At 59.9% G+C, this 17137-nt stretch carries 17 protein-coding genes; 7 read left to right on the forward strand and 10 right to left on the reverse strand.

Annotated elements, in window-relative coordinates; translation table 11 throughout:
- Nucleotides 1-46 precede the first annotated feature (46 nt).
- The gene (gene prmB, locus QQJ86_RS15245; RefSeq protein WP_284321831.1) at nucleotides 47-973 is read right to left on the reverse strand and encodes a 50S ribosomal protein L3 N(5)-glutamine methyltransferase; all 927 of its coding nucleotides are present in this window, start codon (nucleotides 971-973) and stop codon (nucleotides 47-49) included.
- A 124-nt stretch (nucleotides 974-1097) separates the two neighbouring features.
- On the opposite strand from prmB, the gene asd reads away from it, so the two are divergent.
- Both asd and QQJ86_RS15255 read left to right on the forward strand, forming a co-directional pair.
- Nucleotides 1098-1943 carry an archaetidylserine decarboxylase gene (asd, locus tag QQJ86_RS15250; protein WP_284321832.1) on the forward strand — a complete coding sequence of 282 codons (846 nt, stop codon included), beginning with the start codon at nucleotides 1098-1100 and terminating at the stop codon, nucleotides 1941-1943.
- Nucleotides 1944-2094: 151 nt separating this feature from the next.
- Nucleotides 2095-2541: a hypothetical protein gene (locus QQJ86_RS15255; protein ID WP_284321833.1), complete on the forward strand. Its 447-nt coding sequence runs from the start codon at nucleotides 2095-2097 to the stop codon at nucleotides 2539-2541.
- Between the two features lie 434 nt (nucleotides 2542-2975).
- On the opposite strand, the gene QQJ86_RS15260 is transcribed toward QQJ86_RS15255, so the two are convergent.
- A complete protein-coding gene (locus QQJ86_RS15260) occupies nucleotides 2976-4469 on the reverse strand; it encodes a transglycosylase SLT domain-containing protein (RefSeq protein WP_284321834.1) in 1494 nt (497 codons plus the stop codon).
- 309 nt (nucleotides 4470-4778) lie between these two features.
- On the opposite strand from QQJ86_RS15260, the gene greB reads away from it, so the two are divergent.
- Nucleotides 4779-5285 carry a transcription elongation factor GreB gene (gene greB / locus QQJ86_RS15265; RefSeq protein WP_284321835.1) on the forward strand — a complete coding sequence of 169 codons (507 nt, stop codon included), beginning with the start codon at nucleotides 4779-4781 and terminating at the stop codon, nucleotides 5283-5285.
- Here the strand turns inward: greB and QQJ86_RS15270 are convergent.
- The 3 genes from QQJ86_RS15270 to QQJ86_RS15280 all read right to left on the reverse strand — a co-directional run bounded on the left by QQJ86_RS15270 (nucleotide 5280) and on the right by QQJ86_RS15280 (nucleotide 8384).
- Complete coding sequence (locus tag QQJ86_RS15270) at nucleotides 5280-6137, reverse strand: DUF3025 domain-containing protein (protein WP_284321836.1); 858 nt, start codon at nucleotides 6135-6137, stop codon at nucleotides 5280-5282. The genes greB and QQJ86_RS15270 overlap by 6 nt on opposite strands.
- Before the next feature lie 13 nt (nucleotides 6138-6150).
- The gene (gene rimO / locus QQJ86_RS15275; protein WP_423372912.1) at nucleotides 6151-7500 is read right to left on the reverse strand and encodes a 30S ribosomal protein S12 methylthiotransferase RimO; all 1350 of its coding nucleotides are present in this window, start codon (nucleotides 7498-7500) and stop codon (nucleotides 6151-6153) included.
- Nucleotides 7501-7604: 104 nt separating this feature from the next.
- Nucleotides 7605-8384, reverse strand: a complete 780-nt coding sequence (locus QQJ86_RS15280) for a hypothetical protein (RefSeq protein WP_284321837.1) — start codon at nucleotides 8382-8384, stop codon at nucleotides 7605-7607.
- 186 nt (nucleotides 8385-8570) lie between these two features.
- Here QQJ86_RS15280 and QQJ86_RS15285 point away from each other — a divergent pair, with 186 nt between their 5' ends.
- From QQJ86_RS15285 to QQJ86_RS15295, 3 genes are all read left to right on the forward strand, one after another.
- Complete coding sequence (locus QQJ86_RS15285; protein ID WP_284321847.1) at nucleotides 8571-9245, forward strand: dienelactone hydrolase family protein; 675 nt, start codon at nucleotides 8571-8573, stop codon at nucleotides 9243-9245.
- Nucleotides 9242-9655: an HIT domain-containing protein gene (locus tag QQJ86_RS15290; RefSeq protein ID WP_284321838.1), complete on the forward strand. Its 414-nt coding sequence runs from the start codon at nucleotides 9242-9244 to the stop codon at nucleotides 9653-9655. The genes QQJ86_RS15285 and QQJ86_RS15290 overlap by 4 nt, the downstream gene beginning before the upstream one ends.
- A gap of 369 nt (nucleotides 9656-10024) precedes the next feature.
- Nucleotides 10025-11413 (forward strand): neprosin family prolyl endopeptidase, encoded by a 1389-nt coding sequence (locus QQJ86_RS15295; RefSeq protein WP_284321839.1) that lies wholly within the window; start codon nucleotides 10025-10027, stop codon nucleotides 11411-11413.
- Between the two features lie 77 nt (nucleotides 11414-11490).
- On the opposite strand, the gene QQJ86_RS15300 is transcribed toward QQJ86_RS15295, so the two are convergent.
- The 4 genes from QQJ86_RS15300 to apbC all read right to left on the reverse strand — a co-directional run bounded on the left by QQJ86_RS15300 (nucleotide 11491) and on the right by apbC (nucleotide 14522).
- Nucleotides 11491-12003, reverse strand: a complete 513-nt coding sequence (locus QQJ86_RS15300; RefSeq protein ID WP_284321840.1) for a hypothetical protein — start codon at nucleotides 12001-12003, stop codon at nucleotides 11491-11493.
- A gap of 83 nt (nucleotides 12004-12086) precedes the next feature.
- Nucleotides 12087-12653, reverse strand: coding sequence for a dCTP deaminase (gene dcd, locus QQJ86_RS15305; RefSeq protein ID WP_284321841.1), 567 nt, complete (start codon nucleotides 12651-12653; stop codon nucleotides 12087-12089).
- Nucleotides 12654-12891: 238 nt separating this feature from the next.
- Complete coding sequence (locus tag QQJ86_RS15310) at nucleotides 12892-13431, reverse strand: NADPH-dependent FMN reductase (protein ID WP_284321842.1); 540 nt, start codon at nucleotides 13429-13431, stop codon at nucleotides 12892-12894.
- Nucleotides 13428-14522, reverse strand: a complete 1095-nt coding sequence (gene apbC, locus QQJ86_RS15315; RefSeq protein ID WP_284321843.1) for an iron-sulfur cluster carrier protein ApbC — start codon at nucleotides 14520-14522, stop codon at nucleotides 13428-13430. Before apbC ends, QQJ86_RS15310 begins: the two co-directional genes overlap by 4 nt.
- Before the next feature lie 148 nt (nucleotides 14523-14670).
- Between apbC and QQJ86_RS15320 the strand changes: the two genes are divergently transcribed.
- Complete coding sequence (locus QQJ86_RS15320) at nucleotides 14671-15117, forward strand: DUF2147 domain-containing protein (RefSeq protein ID WP_284321844.1); 447 nt, start codon at nucleotides 14671-14673, stop codon at nucleotides 15115-15117.
- A gap of 61 nt (nucleotides 15118-15178) precedes the next feature.
- On the opposite strand, the gene QQJ86_RS15325 is transcribed toward QQJ86_RS15320, so the two are convergent.
- Entirely contained in the window at nucleotides 15179-16690 is a 1512-nt protein-coding gene (locus QQJ86_RS15325) for a hypothetical protein (RefSeq protein ID WP_284321845.1), read from the reverse strand.
- Between the last annotated feature and the right edge of the window lie 447 nt (nucleotides 16691-17137).

The following is a 17137-nucleotide window of genomic DNA, read 5'->3' on the forward strand; positions in this document are numbered from 1 at the left end:
TGCCTAGCCCCTCTCCCCGAAGGGGAGAAGGAAACGAAGGTGTCGATCAGCCGCGGAACCGCTCGGCTGCCACCGTACGAATTGCATCGGCGTACTCGATCAACTCGCGCTGCTCCAACGCGAAGACGCCCATCGGCCCGACTTTGAATTCGATCCACACGAACGGCACTTCCGGCAGCAAGGCTGTGAGCGCTTGTTCGCTCTCGCCAACTTCGACGATCAGCAGACCGTCTTCGCTGAGATAGTCGGCTGCTTCATCGAGAATGCGCAGGCAAGCATCCAGGCCATCTTCGCCGGAAGTAAGTCCAAGCTTGGGCTCGTGGCTGTATTCGCCGGGCAAAGCGGCGTATTCGTCTTCGGTGACGTAAGGCGGGTTGGAAACGATCAGGTCGTACTTGCGGCCTTTGAGTCCTGCGAAAAGATCGGAGCGGACCACTTCCACACGCTCGCCCACATGCTGGAACGCAACGTTCTCGCGCGCCAGCGACAGCGCGTCGTCACTGATGTCCACCACGTCCACCTGCCAATGCGGGTTGTATGCAGCCATGGCGATGCCGATGCAGCCCGACCCTGTGCACAGATCCAATGCACGCTCCACCTGCCGGCCGTCCAGCCATGGGGTGAAGCCGGCTTCGATCAGTTCGGCGATCGGCGAACGCGGCACCAGCGCACGGCGATCGCTCTTGAACTTCATACCGGCAAACCAGGTTTCGCCGACCAGGTACGCCACCGGCAGACGCTCGTTGATGCGGCGCTCGATCAAACTCAGTACGCGCACGCGCTCTTCGGTAGTGAGCTTGCCGGCGCCATAAGCAGGCGGAATATCCGGCGGCAGGTGCAGGCTGGCCAGCACCAGATGGGTGGCTTCGTCGATCGGGTTGTCGTGGCTGTGGCCAAACGTAAGGCCGGCTGCGGAAAAACGACTGGCGCCGTAGCGGATGAAGTCGATGATGGTTGCGAGTTCGGCGGTCACGTAAGCACGGTCCGGCTTGGGGGTTGTGAAGTATACCGACTCAAGGTCATGAGGCTGATGCAAGCTCACGGGCGAGCCTCCACCGGCTCCATCAGGAATTGCTCCAATTCCTTATACTTGCCGGATGACTTTCAAGATATTCCTCCAATACATCCTTCCCCATCGGGCACTTTCGCGCGTGGTCTACTGGGCCACGCGGTGGACGTTCGCTCCGTGGAAGAATTTTCTGATCGGCAAGATCGTACGCAGCTATCAGGTCGATATGACCGAAGCCGCGCAATCAGATCCGTTCGCCTATTCCCATTTCAATGCGTTCTTTACGCGCAAGTTGCGCCCTGATGCCCGCCAGGCGGATACGGCTCCCGGCGCCCTAGTTTCGCCGGCCGACGGCCGCATCAGCCAGGCGGGCCCCATTGTCGACGGACGCATATTCCAAGCCAAAGGACAGGAATACTCGGCCGCCGAACTGTTGGGTGACGAAGCCGCCGCAGCGCCTTATCGCAATGGCCGCTTCGTCACCATCTATCTCTCGCCGCGCGACTATCACCGCGTGCACATGCCCCTGCGCGGCGTGTTGAAGGAAACGGTGCATATCCCGGGCCGCATCTTCAGCGTGGCTCCGTTCGCGGTGGATGCTATCCCGCGCCTGTTCGCGCGCAACGAGCGGCTGGTTTGCCACTTCGAAAGTGAGCACGGTCCGTTCTCCGTCGTGATGGTGGGCGCGATCCTGGTGTCGTCGGTTGCCACGGTGTGGGATGGCCTGGTGATTCCACCCTATGCGCCATCGATTCGCCGCAAGTCGTTCGCCGGACAGAACATCACGCTGGATCGCTTCGCCGAAATGGCGCGCTTCAACATGGGTTCCACCGTCATCGTGCTGCTACCGGAAGGCATGGCTGAGCTGGACACGCTTACTGCGCAACAAGCGATCAAAGTTGGCCAGCGATTAGGCGAACTGCATCACACTTGATGGTCAAGACAAGCGTTACTGACAAGCGACGCTTGCCGCGTTTTGACATTTGTCGTCATTTTGTGACGTTTTCGGCGCATCGTCTCATTCGAGGTCAGTATCCTTCGTGCTCAATCCGCTTGCCTTGGCGGACCGTCCAACGAGGGGTCACATGCAGATTGTCACCCGCCTAATCGCGATGAGTCGCGCCCGGCAGTTGCAACGTCAATTCCGGCAGATCGAACGCAATATCTCGGCGTTGCCCACACGCACGCGTGGCCGCCTGGGTGTCATGACGCTCCGTGAAATCGGACAAGCTTCCCGCTGCGAATTCCCGCATCTGTACAGCACCGCGCCCGAACAGCGCTACATGCCGTGGGGCCAGGGCACCCAGATCGGCTTCAACCGCGCCCAGTCGGATAATCCGGAAGTCGCCCTGCGCGGCATCGCACTGTGGCTGGCCGTGGCTTATCACGAGACCAAGGATTCGCCACATACCAGCCTGCAGCCGCAACATCGCCAAGTGCTGCGCGTGGTGCGCGAGCTGCGCGATGCCACCGGCGAACAGCCAGATACTGCGGCTCAATGGATGCGCTCAGACGCGGGTGCCGCCGCCTGAGTTCCCTTCGAAGTACCTGCGAGAAGCCAGGCTGAGCGCAAGCGGCCTGTAAGGGGAACTGCGCGCCTCGCCCATTGCGCGAGCCGCATGACAGACAAGAGGGTCGAGCGACGAGTAGCGAGGGCGTCACAGCCTTCGCTCTCCCGCCGCGGAATTAGAACGGTGACTGACGAGGCGAGACACGGATTGCTCCAGGCGGCATCCGTTTCTACCAACCTCGCTACTCGTCCTTCGGCCCTTGGTTGAAACCAGCTACACGAGAAGCGCTCCCAATACGCAGAACTCTCGAAATCCCTCACGGCCGTCATTCCCGCGAAAGCGGGAATCCATGTTGCCCCCGTGCAAAAAGCAAAGATGGATTCCCGCTTTCGCGGGAATGACGGCGGTAAGATCACATGCTTCGAATCCGTGCGAGCCTTCCCTAACCTTCTTAATCACCGACAGCTCGGCAACTTCAACACCTGCCCCGCTTTCACGTGATTGAACTTCAGGTTATTCATGCGCGCGACTTCACTCTCGCTGGTGCAGCCGCCATGTTTGCGCACGATGCCGGCAAGCGTGTCGCCACGACGAACCGTATAGCGAACCACCGGATCCGGTGCCGAAGCCGGTGACGGATTGGGAAACACCGGCACCACCGCATTGTGCAGATCGCTGGCAAGTATCGGCCACGGGCCATCCGCACAGCGTGCTGCGTAGATCTTCTCCAACGACTTCGGAATTTTCAGTTCGGCGCCGACCGGCTGCTCTTGCTGCGGATCGAGCCGCGGGTTGAGATTGCGCAAGGTACGGAACCAGCCCTGCTGCATATCATTGGCGGAGCCTAGGCACACCGTGAGTTCCGAAATGGACGCGCTGCGCTTGAGTGTGATGCTGCCTTGCTGACCATCCACACGCGGGAAGCGCAGGTTATAGCTGTCCGGATGCAGGAACAGCCAGGCAGCCGCCAGTACCTCCGGCACGTAATCGCGCGTTTCCTGCGAGACCTGCGCGTAGATGCGCGGATCGTAGAAGCTCACCGACGTATTGTCGCCCACGAGCCGACGCATGCGGCCTTCGCCACCGTTGTAGGCAGCCAAAGTGAGCTCGAGGTTGTCATTGAAGGCTTTGAGTTGCTCGTTGACGTACTCGGCGTTGGCGCGTGCGGACTCCGTCGGATCAAAGCGCGTGTCGAAGCCATCCTGATCCGTCAGGCCAAAACGCAGCCCCGTGGCATACATGAATTGCAGCGGCCCGGCCGCACCGGAGCGCGACACCGCATGCACCTTGCCGCCAGACTCCTTGGCCATGATGCCGAACAGCAATGCCTCCGGCAGGCCTTCCCCTTCGTATTGTGGCCACATCTGCTGCCGCAGGAATTGGTAGTTGACGTAAGCGTCCATCAGATTGCCGCGCCACTGCGTCAACCACATCTCCAGCGCGGCCTTCACTGGCCCGTTCATCGCGATGAGTTCGGACAACTGATGGCCGCGCAACAGCGTTACGCTGCGCTGCGCTTCCGGCAGGCTCCCGGCACCGGTTTGACCCGCGACGGGCGCCAAGGGTGGCCCACTGGTTTCCTCATCCGGCACCTGGTCACCGATGAAGCTGCCGTCCTTCAAACGCAGCAGATGATCGAATACCGAAAAGAAACGCTGCGAATCGCAGCTGGGCGTGGCGCCACAGCGCGCCGCGGCATCGCGTAGTTGATTGAGCGAATCGTCCAGCGTTTTCTGCGCGGCCTGGGTATCACCGGCGCGCGTCTGCTGCAAAGCGGTTTCGTAGCTGCGGCTGGCCTGATCGAGCTGACCGTAAAGCGTGGTGACCGTGGCCAGCGGTGGCGCCTTGGGGGGCACGGGACCGTTGGTCGATGCACAGGCAGCCAGCTGCACGATGGCCGCAACCCATGAAACCAGACGAAGAGAACGAAGAGCGGAACGATAAGGCATGTCGGGTTACACCGGGTACTGAAGGGCGCAGCCTTAGCCCGGCTGCGCGGGCAGACTCAAAACACGTTCTTCTCGATGTCGCGCGATCTTTTCGATACCGCACGGCTACACCGCTAAAATCGGGCCCCAGTCTTTGGAGGCCTTCATGCCAGACATTTGCACCAAACGCAACAACTGTTTGCAAGAAACGAGCATTGCCTACAAAGCTTATCGCTCGACCGCTTGCAGGCGCGGTCTACGTTTTGCACACGCGTTGAATCGCATGCAAAAAAACCGCCTGGTCAACCCAACATCGAACGTCGTATCACCATGACCCGCTGGCGCCCTCCTGCCCCACGCTCCACCGCCATCATCACGCGCGATGGCTTCGAAAAGCTCAAGAGCGAGCTGGACCATCTGTGGCACACCCTGCGCCCGGAAGTGGTTAAAGCGCTGGCCGCTGCCGCGGCTGAAGGCGATCGCTCGGAAAATGCCGAATACACCTATCGCAAGAAGCAGCTCGGCGAAATCGACCGCCGCGTGCGCTACCTGAGCAAACGCATTCCGTCGCTGAAAGTGGCCGAAGGCGCTCCCACTGATCGTGAAACCGTGTTCTTCGGCGCGGTGATCGAACTGGAAAACGTCGAGAACGGTGACACCGTGCGCTATCGCATCGTCGGCCCGGATGAAACGGACGCAAAACGTGGCTGGATCAGCGTCGATTCTCCGCTAGCGCGCGCGGTGCTGAAGAAGAAGGTGGATGACGAGTTCGAGGCTGAATTGCCGAGTGGCCGCACGCGCTTTGCGGTGATCGGTGTGGAATACGTCGAATCATGAGCGGTGTGCTCCTTCTCCCCAAAGGGGAGAGGGAATAAATGAGGCTAGACGTAGCGGCGCAGGATATCGCCGGCCTTCACGCAACGGCTGATAACACGCTGCATCGCGATGGAAGGCTTCCTCTTCGTTGCTTGCATGCCAACCCGGAATGCCCGACAGCGGCAACGGTCGCAGCTCCAGCGGATCACGCAACCGACAGCCTTCGACAATGGCATCCGCGCAGCTGACAACCGCCTGTGCGCTGTCAGCGCCCTGCTCTGCCATCACCGCAAGCGCCTTGCCCACTAACAGCTTGCCAGGCGTCAACGCATGCTCGAGCAGCGCGTGGCCGAACACCTCCACCGCTATCGTGCCATCCACCCAGGCATCACGGCGGCGCCAGAACAGTTCGTACCAGTCGTGCCGATCCCATAGCTCGAGCAGCGCCGGATCTTTCACGATCACGATCACGCCTGCTTCGTCGAAATGCGTCTGCGCGTATTGCGGGCGTGAACGCTCACGTCGACCGACCTGCGCGATCTCCGCCATCTGCTGCCGGTTGAGCGCGCGCTTCAGCTGCGGATAGCGCAACCAGATCATCGCGTTGAACAGATCGTGCCAGTTGGCCTCGCGCGTGGCGATCAACCCGCGCGTGGCGATGCGTTCCTCGTAGTGCAGGCCGTCTTCAAGCAGTTCGCGCGTCTGCGCGACGAAACGCTCGCCGGTGTCCGCCGACCAACGCGTGTTGAGTTCATCGATCGAGGGCCAACGCGGCCCTTGCAACCACTCGGCGTAGTCGCACCATCCGTTCAGCGGAGCACGCGAGAAGACGACCGAATCAATCGCCTCCCGCGCTGGCGCGACATAGCGCATGAGAGCCTGCGGATCAGCTGACGAGCGACGCGTGTAGATCGTGTTCGTCAGCCGCTTCGACGACCACTTCCGCAAACTGCCCCGGCTTCAGCATCTGCCCGTTGGCGATGCGTACCACACCGTCGATTTCCGGTGCGTCCGCTGCGGAACGTGCAATGGCGCCTTCGGCATTCGCACTGTCTACCAACACCTTGATGGTGCGACCGATCTTGCGTTGCAGCTTTGCGGCGGAGATTTCCGCCTGCACAGCCATGAACTGCTCCAGACGATCTTCTTTCAACTCTTCCGAAACCGGATCAGGCAGCTCATTGGCCTTGGCGCCGTCCACCGGGGAATAGGTGAAGGCACCCACGCGATCCAGCTCGGCTTCACGCAGGAAGTCGAGCAATTCCTCGAACTCCGCATCGGTTTCGCCTGGGAAGCCGACGATGAAGGTGCTGCGCAGCGTGAGTTCTGGCACCTGCTTGCGCCAGTTCTGGATGCGTTCCAGCGTCTTGTCGATATTGCCGGGGCGCTTCATCAGCTTGAGGATGCGCGGGCTGGCATGCTGGAACGGAATATCGAGATACGGAAGGATCTTCCCTTCCGCCATCAACGGCATCACTTCGTCCACGTGCGGATACGGGTAGACGTAGTGCAGGCGTGTCCACACGCCCAGTTCAGCCAGCCCGGTGCACAGGTCGGTCATGCGCGTGCGGTAGTTTTTGTCGCGCCAGCTGCGCTCGGCGTATTTCACATCCACGCCGTAGGCGCTGGTGTCTTGCGAAATCACCAGCAGTTCTTTTACGCCGCCCTTCACGAGGCGCTCGGCTTCAATAAGCACTTCATCGACCGGTCGCGAAACCAGATCGCCACGCATCGAGGGAATGATGCAGAAGCTGCAACGATGATTGCAGCCCTCGGAAATCTTCAGATACGCGTAGTGCTTGGGTGTCAGCTTGATGCCGGTATCCGGAATGATATCGAGCAGCGGATTGTGCTTCGGCGGCAATGCCGCGTGCACCGCCTTCATCACGCTGGCGTAGTCCTGCGGACCCGTGATGGCGAGCACGTCCGGGTACGCTTCCTTGATCAACTCCGAACGTTTGCCCAGGCAACCGGTGACGATCACCTTGCCATTCTCATGCAGCGCCTCGCCGATCGCATCGAGCGATTCCTGCACAGCCGCATCGATAAAGCCGCAAGTGTTCACCACCACCGCATCGGCCGCGTCGTACGTGGGCACGATCTCGTAACCCTCCACCTTGAGCTGGGTGAGGATGCGCTCGGAATCCACGAGTGCTTTCGGGCAACCGAGCGACACGAACCCCACTTTCGGGGTTTCGCCAGGCTGCTTATTGATTGACTTCAAAGAACTTTTCACTCGTCGATCCGTATTGCCGGGAGGGGCGTTGCGAGGCAGGCGGGGGTTGAAAAACGGTCATTTTAGCCTGCCCGCCTTTCCGCTGCCTGCCCGGCCAGAGGCCTTCAGGTATTCCGCAACCGAATGCTTTCGGCCAAGTTGCCGCGGAACACGTGCTGTCCCAGATGGCCAAGGTCGGATTGCATGTCCGCGTAGACCTTACCGCCGATGTCGCGCCAGCGGCGACAGAAGGCATAGTCCTCTGAGAGATAGCGGCGCGTGTCCGGGTCGACCATGCAGTCGAAGAACAGCCAGTAGTACGGCTGCTGCGGGTTGTTGGGCTGACCGTCCGGCGTGTAGTTGAGTTGCGGATAAGCCTGCATCATCTGCGTGAACACGTCGCGCTTGATCACCATGAAACCGGTGGGCGCCTCGGCCACTTCGACGAAGCCTTCGTCGGTCATGAAGTTCTGCAACGGCTGGGCGCCGTGACCCACGGCATTCAAGGGGTAGTCGGTATACAGCGTCTCGAACAGTTCTCGCGTGGTGCCGGCCTGCACGCCGTCGGCCGGCCAGTTGAAGCGTTTGAGCGGGTACACGCCCGCGGCCACATCGTAGTCGGCCAACAGCAGGCGAATCGCAGCGTCAGGCTTGAACGAGATATCCGCATCGATCCAGAACAAGTGGGTGTATTCCTCGTGCATCAGGAAGAACTTGACGATCTCGTTTCTTCCTCGCGTGACGAGGCTGTCGGCATACATGTGAAGCGAAGACTTGAGCCCAAGCCGGACGGTCTCGTGCGTCAGCTCGAACATGCTGGTGACGTAATGCATCGATACGGCAGATACGTAGCTGGGTGTCGCCCAGAGCACATTCATTGACTGCAACGCGGTAGTGGGAAGCATGGGCATCCTATTGAACGACCGCAGCACCTGCGGCGTGACCGAGCATACTAAGAGCGGCTGCATTCGCACCATCAAAAAACGAGACCGGTTTCATGCCACGCCACGCGAACCGCTTGGACGGTTGTACGCGAGGCCACCACGCCTCCTCGCGTAAACTAATGCTCCTCTGACACGAGGACGATCATGATGGGCAAGCACATCAATCTCCCCACCTCCGGCACGCAATGCATCGGTGCTTACCTTGCCGAGGCCGAAGGCAAGCCGAAGGGTGGACTGGTGGTGATCCAGGAAATTTTTGGCGTCAATGCGCACATCCGCAGCGTGGCGGACCGCTTTGCCGCAATGGGCTATACCGCCGTCGCGCCCGCGTTTTTTGATCATTTGGAAACTGGCGTGGAGCTGGGCTACTCGGACCAGAGCATGGCCAAGGGCCGGCAGCTCGTCACCGAGCTCGGGCTCGAACGCGCGATCGAGGATGTCGCCAGCGCGGCCGAAGCCATTGCTTCGGCCGGCAAGATCGGCACAGTGGGTTACTGCTGGGGCGGTACGGTGGCACTCCTCTCAGCCATCCGTTTGGGATTGCCCTCCGTGAGCTACTACGGTGCACGCAACGTAGCGTTCCTCGGCGAGAACCTGAAAGCACCGGTGATGTTCCATTTCGGCGAGGAAGATCCCTCTATTCCGCCAGAAACGGTGGCCAAGCATCGAGCCATGCTGCCACAGATGGACGTCCATACCTACGCTGGCGCTGGCCACGCATTTAATCGCGACATCGATCCGGGTCACTATCACCCCGCGAGCGCGGAGTTGGCATTGAAGCGCACGATGGCGTTCTTCGACAACTATCTGGCAGGCGCATGAGTAACGACGATTTCGAGCTGGATGCACGACTCAAAGCTGATACACAGCACGTCACTTCCCTGCCCTTGTGCGAAGTGCTTCTGATGAACGATGCGCGCTACCCGTGGCTGATCCTGGTACCGCGGCGAGCCGGCTGCGTGGAGATATTCGATCTGCCTGATGATGCTCGAAACGCACTGTGGCAGGAAATTCAGCACGCTGCCGTGGCGCTTCGCGAGGTTGCACCCTGCGACAAGCTCAACATCGGCGCGCTGGGCAACATCGTGCGGCAGTTGCATGTGCACATTGTTGCGCGCAATGAATGTGATGCGGCGTGGCCGGGTCCGGTGTGGGGAAATGGGCGCGCGGAAGTTTACGGTGATGAAGCCTTACAGGCGCTTATGCAACGTCTGCAGCAAAAGCTTTTGTAGGTTGTCATGAAAGCCCATCTTGTCTCACGGCCGTCATTCCCGCGAAAGCGGAGGCGCTTTCGCGGGAATGACGGCCGTGTAGTTACACGTCAGCTCAAAGCGCATTGGCACGAATGAGTTGCCACGTTCCAATAAAACCGGGACATAGTCGCCTTACAACCCGGCACCGCAATATTCACAGTACCTTACAAACGCAGCGCTAAAGTCGCGCCGCTTCGCCGACTCCGCTCGCGCGAAGCATGTAGGGGAATACGGGAAAGCTCGCATCCAACTGACGCTTTCCATCATCGTTAGCGCAACGTCAACTGCTTCCTGATTGAAGCATTCGGAGGCTGTACTCCGATCACGTCCACTATGGAGGGAATCATCGTGAAGCGCACCCATCGTCACCTATCACCTGTAAAAGCGACACGGCTGTCGTTCGTACTCGCCGCACTGTGCGCGGCATTACTTGGAGGTTCAAGCTTCGCCGCACAGACCAGCCAGACGTCATTCGTTCCGTTCCAGCAATTCTTGAACGGTATCAAGACGGCAAACGCAGCCACGTTTGTGGCGCAGAAATCCAGCGTAGTAAAAGATTCTGCATCGTTTGTCGAAATGCAGCAGTACATCCTCAATCTGTATAAGGATGCACATGTTTCGCAGAGCTTCCTGCTGGGGAACGACAACTTCGACTGCATCCCCATGCAAGAGCAGCCAAGTGTTCGCAGGCAAGGGCTTGCGCACATCGCTACACCACCACCTGTTTCGGCCTCACTGCCGCAGGCATTTTCCAGTGGTGGCGCGCATAACCAGGCAACCCAGATAAGCTCGCAATTGGCAGAGAACGATCGAGTCGACGCACTTGGCCATTCACGCGTCTGCGCTGATGGCACCATTCCGATGCGCCGCGTTACGCTGGAAGAGCTGTCGCGCTTCCCGAATCTGCAGGCTTACTTTCAGAAAACACCGGATAGTGCGGAACATCTGCCGAACAACAAGATCATTCCGCCACAGGTGTATTCACACAAATACTCTTACACCCTGCAGTCCGTTACCAATATCGGCCAGACTGACACCATCAATCTGTGGTCACCGTATGTGAACACCGCCGCCGGCCAGATCTTCTCTTTGGCGCAATCGTGGACGGTGGGTACCAACGGCACGACGCAGACGGCCGAGGTAGGCTGGCAAAACTACCCTGGTAAGTACGGCGATGAGCGCTCGCGCTTATTCATCTATTGGACTGCCGATGGTTACCAAAACACAGGTTGCTACAACCTGGACTGCTCGGCGTTCGTGCAGACCAACGGCAATTGGTATTTCGGTGGCCCGTTCTCCAACTACAGCGTAGTCGGCGGCGCTCAGTACGAATTCCTTGCGCAGTATTACCTGTATCAAGGCAATTGGTGGCTGGGCCTTGGTTCGCCCGGCAACGTCACGTGGGTAGGTTATTACCCTGCATCACTCTATGGCAGCGGGCCTATGAGCACATCCGCGCAGCTACTCGAATTCGGTAGCGAATCGGTGGGATCGACCTCATGGCCGCCGGAAGGCAGTGGCTATTTCGCCAGCGCCGGCTGGAGTTATGCGGCCTATCAGCGCGAGCTTTGGTATTGGGCGCCAGGCGGCGCGGCGTACTGGCTCTCGCTTACCGCGGAAGAGCCCTCGCCTAGCTGCTACACCATCGCCGGGCCATATTGGGGCGGTTACACCCCGCCGTCGAATTACTGGGGTGTTTACTTCTATTTCGGCGGCCCTGGCGGCACCACTTGCTGATGTGTTGATGCAAAAAAGAGAGCGCCCGTCATCGACGGGCGCTCTGTCTTTGTTACGTATCAGAACCGGTTCGGGGCTCAGTGACCGCCAGCATCGCTGCCGCCACCTTGGTCACCATACGCCTTACCGCTGGCATCCTTGCTGGTGTCGCTGGTCGGTGCAGTGACCGGTGCGTGGTAATCCTCCAGCGCGCGCGCCTTGGTTTCCACCGGGTTGATGCGCGCCAGCTTGCCACCGTCGTCGTAGTAGGCAACGAAACCGTAGTCCAACTGCAGTCGCGCCATGTACTGCAAGTGCTGCTTGCGGATCTTGGAATCATCGCTGGGCAGCAGCAGCACCGTCTTGGGCAACCTGCCCGCGTCCTTCAGATAGGAGAAGTGGCTGCCAGCATCGAGCGCGGAAACCACGGCACCATCAATCAGGAACTGACCATTCTTGTAAGCCTTCATGGTCATGTCGAACTGGTTCTGTGTCTGAGTGGTCTCCACCGTGTCCCTGGACGCGCCACGATGGCAGCCGCCAAGCACCAGCAGGCTGCCGAGCATAAGAACAGCGGCGCCGCGGGCCGACAGTGTGGAAAGACGGATCATGCGAAATCTCCTGCGAATATCAGCGAAGCCAGCTGAGTGTAGCGCCGCCGGGAACGGTTGGATGAGGGGGATACGTAGCGCGTTCAGGTCCGCGGCAAGGTCACGCCCTGCTGCCCCTGGTACTTGCCGCCGCGGTCCTTGTAGCTGGTTTCGCACTCTTCGTCAGACTCGAAAAACAGCATCTGCGCCACGCCTTCATTGGCATAGATCTTGGCCGGCAGCGGCGTGGTGTTGGAGAACTCCAGCGTCACATGGCCTTCCCATTCGGGCTCCAGCGGCGTCACGTTCACGATAATGCCGCAGCGCGCGTAAGTGCTTTTACCGAGGCACACCGTAAGTACCTGACGCGGAATGCGGAAATATTCCACCGTGCGTGCCAGCGCGAAGGAATTGGGCGGGATGATGCACACGTCCGCTTGCACATCCACGAAGCTGGTCGGGTCGAAGGCTTTCGGATCGACGATGGTGGAGTTGATGTTGGTGAAGATCTTGAATTCACGCGCGCAGCGCACGTCGTAGCCGTAGCTGGATGTGCCGTACGACACCAGTTTGTTGCCATCGCGCAGCTTGACCTGCCCTGGCTCGTACGGCTCGATCATGCCGTGCTGTTCCACCATGCGGCGGATCCACTTGTCGGATTTGATACTCACTCGAACTCCGGTGCTTCCAGCCGCGCCCGGCTGGTCCGGGCGCAAAGCGGCAAAAATACATGGTTGATGGGTTGTTGCGCCAGCGCGCTTGATCTCCCTCTCCCCTCTGGGGAGAGGGCCGGGGTGAGGGGCAAATCTTGCGAGACCGGTAGATCGAAGCGCCGCTTTTATAAAGTACGCGGCCAGCCTTGACCCCTCACCCTAACCCTCTCCCCGGAGGGGGAGAGGGAACCCAGAGCTACGCGCCAGTGGTTGCCTTCAGGCAACTCAATGCCATCGTTAGTTCCAAGCAACGTTCGGGGCTGGCAAGAATATCCGCCACCGTGCAGCCCGCCCCTGGCAACAGGACTGGCATGGGCTCAGGTGCGATCAATCGCGCCGACATCGTCCGCAAGATCTCACACAACGCATCCTGCGCATGATGCGAACCGCGCGCCGAAGCATTAATCAGCAACACCGGCTTGCCTGGAAATTCCAAGCTACCGACTAGCCAGTCCAGCAGATTCTTGAATGCACCGGGCACACCGTGCGCGTATTCCGGGCAGGCGATCAGCAACGCATCGCTCCGCCCTACCGCCTCGCGCAACTCCCGTACGCTCGTCGACAGATCGTCGTTTTCATCGTCCGGATTGAACAGCGGTAACGCACCAAGGCCCGAGTACGGCGTGAGCGACAACTCCGGCGGCGCAAGCTCGCGTGCAGCGAGCAACGCAGCGGTATTCGATGAAACGCGCCGCAGACTTCCCGACAAGCACAACACACGCCTTACGGCGATCATGCCGCCGGCTGGCCCTGCACGACGATCTTGCCCAGGCCCAGCGACTTGTTTCGCGGCTGGCGCGCAAGTCGGCCGGCGGTGTTGCGCGCAATCTCGCGATAACGCGCAGCGAGATCCGAATCGGGCATCGCCGCCACGGTGGGATTGCCACCATCGGCCTGTTCGCGGATGCGGATATCCAGCGGCAGCGAACCCAGATACGGCACCTGATACTGCTCGGCCATGCGTTCGCCGCCGCCGGCACCAAAGATGTGCTCCTCATGACCGCAGTTTGTGCACACATGCGTGGCCATGTTTTCGACGATGCCGAGCACCGGCACCTCGACCTTCTCGAACATCTTCAGCGCCTTGCGCGCGTCGAGCAACGCAATGTCCTGCGGGGTGGTGACGATCACCGCGCCAGCCACCGGCACTTTCTGCGACAACGTGAGCTGGATGTCGCCCGTACCCGGCGGCAGGTCGATGATCAAGTAATCGAGCATGTCCCAGCGCGTATCGCTGAGCAGTTGCATCATCGCCTGGGTGACCATCGGGCCACGCCAGATCATCGGCGTTTCTTCATCGACCAGAAAACCGATCGACATTGCCTGCAGACCATGTGCGGTCATCGGGATGATGGTCTTGCCGTCGGGCGATTCGGGCCGGCCGTGGATACCAAGCATGCGCGGCTGGCTCGGGCCGTAGATATCGGCATCTAGAATGCCCACCTTCGCGCCTTCTGTCGCCAGCGCCAGCGCCAAATTCACGGAGACCGTGGATTTGCCCACGCCGCCTTTCCCGGACGCCACTGCGATGATGTTCTTCACGTTCGCCAGCGGCGCCAGCGTGCCCTGCACCTTGTGCGCATGGATGCGGCTGGAGATCGAGACCACCGCCGCTTCGATCGCCGCATCACCCTCCAGCGCCCGCTTGGCTTGCGTGGTGAGCGAATCGCTGGCGCCCGCTGCCGGATAGCCAAGCTGGATATCCACCGAAACCCGGGCGCCATCTGCGCCAACGGCGCGGATCGACTCGCCCAGTGGGGCACCGGTGTGTGGATCGATGAGGTCGCCGAGAATGCGGCGTACCAAGGCTTCGTTTACCTGCGTCATGGGGATGGGGCGTCTGTCGAGAATGTTAATTATGCCAGTACGCCTTGGCCCAGGAGCGACCGATGAGGCTCATGGCGCAATGCAGCTTGACCCACTCGGGCGCTGCTCGGCAGGCTCGCCCATACGCCAACGTAGGGAGCTCCTAGTCATGAAACGCTTGTCGCAATTTGCTATCGCCGCCTGCCTGTTGCTGGGTTCGGCCGTTGCCTGGGCCGCCAACGACACGCCTGTGGGTACATGGCGGCAGGTCGATGACGTGACTGGCAAGCCCAAGTCCATCATCCAAATCACCGACAACAACGGAAAGCTCGAAGGCAAGGTGATGCAAGTGCTGCTTTCCGACGACGGCCCGCATCCGATCTGCAAGAAGTGCGACGGTGATCGCAAGGACCAGCCGATCGAAGGCATGGTGATCATGTGGGGCGTCAAAAAGGACGACGATGTGTGGGACGGCGGCAAAATCCTCGATCCGAAGAACGGCAAGGTCTACAGCGTGAAGCTGAGCTTGACCGAGGGTGGAAACAAGCTGGATGTGCACGGCTACATCGGCATTTCGCTGCTGGGCCGCAGCCAGGTTTGGGAGCGGATGCAGTAAAGCGGTAAAGCCCCTCTCCCAGAGGAAGAGGGGCACGGCTTGCAAGCAGCCGTCTAATCCATCAATGGAACACCACCGCGGTCAACGAATAAGGCGCAACGGCCTGGGTGGTGGCATTGCTCACACTCGCATGCGCAACCCCAACCGCAGTACTGCCCTCACCGTAGGTGTAGATGCTTGCAGTCGTAAACCCGCTGGGCACACCGGCGATGGAAACGTTGTACGTGGTGCTTGGATCGGTATTGACCAGCAGCACCGCCACCGAGCCATTCAACTTCTTGACTGCATATACCTGGACGAGGCCCTGGTTGGATGATGCAGCCACGATGTGGTCGTGCGGCCCAACCACCTTGCTGACGATCTGCAAGCCATAGTACGCAGGGAATGGCGTATTGACTGACGGCTCGTTGCCACCGCCATTAGAGAGCAGGCCATAGTCGCCGTAGTTGTTCGTGCCATACAGGTTTGCGCCGTTGTTGTTGCCAGTCGCTTCGCTGTTATGGGTGGTCCACCAGTCGACATTGGTCACGCCGTTCGCCAGCCAAGTCATGTAGTCCTCGGCAAGATAGAGCGCATTGACCAGGCCAGTGGTCTGCTTGCCGGGGTTGTACGAAACCGAGTTGGATTCGGTGGTCATGATCCGCACGCTGCTGGCATGCGCGCCGCAGTACTGCTTGAGCTTGGAACGTAGCGTGGAAACCATCGAAGGAATGCTGGGCGTGCTGGCGACGGAGCTGCTTTCGCCGTCGCGCGGTGCAGCCAGCAGGCCTGCATCGGATTCACCCCATGGCCCCTGCGGATACCAATGGACGCTCACGAAGTCCGCACTTGAGCAGGCCGTCTGCAGCACGGTGTCGTTCCATGGCTGGGGCGAGCTACCGCTAGTCTGCCCATCAGGCCAGTTGCCGGGCGCAGTGAGCACCAGACCTACCTGGATGGTGGGATCGACCGCTTTCATGGCCTGGATGTACTGCAACGCATTGCTGGCATAAGCCGAGGGACCTTTCTGAGCATGCAGATCCCGTTCCCAACTTGAGCCATAGGTGCCATTACCGTACAGCTCGTTACCGATTTCCCAATAACCAATCTTGTAGTGCTTGGTGATATTCGCGTACTTCACCCATGCCGCTGCCTCTGCAGCACTGCCGGAACCATAGTTCACGGTGATGATCGGCGACGCGCCCACTTGTTGCGCCATCTGCATGAACTGATCGAACGCCGCAGATCCCGCATTGCTGCCGCTATCGTCAAGCGTGTTGCTCTGCCAGTGGAAGTTGTCGGCAGTGGAGCCGCCGGGATAGCGCATGACTCGCACGCCATCAGCGCGCAGCAGGCCTGCAACGCCTGCATCCAGCAAATGCCCATCCCATACCGCAGTATTGGCGCCGAGCGCCAACAACGAAACGGGGCTGAGCACCTTGCTCGTATTCACGGTCACCTGGGCACTGACCGTGCTAGCCGTTGCAACCGGAACGCTGCCGACACCCAGCATGAATACGCCGAACGGTATGCACAGATTACGCAAGGACTGCCAACTCCGACGCTGGCAGAGATCCATCGATTTTGTTGCCATCAGACACCTCACTTCGTGGGAAAAAGCTGTCATTCGCGTACACGACTCCGCCGTCGGCAACGCCGACGTTCACGTGAATGACGTTCGTGGGAATGCTTTAAGTGGAGCTGTTGAAGCGGTGGGACGATGAAGTGCGCTGCTTCATCCGTGGCCGAGCATAACGAGCGGTGTTGCGATGGAGAAGCGAAGAGAAACCAAAATGTGCAGACTTTCACAAGCTTCGCGCAGAATTGTCACGAGCGTTCTACGCACAAAACTTGATGACAAAGACATGCTGTGCATCCAAGAAACGAAACTACGATGCTCAACATCTTCACGCACGCTGCTGCACATGCTCGACGCAGTTCGTAATTACATGGACTCGCCCCCGCGCTAAATAAGGCCTCATGGGCCAGCGGTGGAGAGTAAAACTATCCACCGTTCTGTAACGAGCGAGGGCGAGTCCAT

The organism is Dyella acidisoli, assembly GCF_030160295.1.
GTDB classification, from domain to species: Bacteria; Pseudomonadota; Gammaproteobacteria; order Xanthomonadales; family Rhodanobacteraceae; genus Dyella_B; species Dyella_B acidisoli.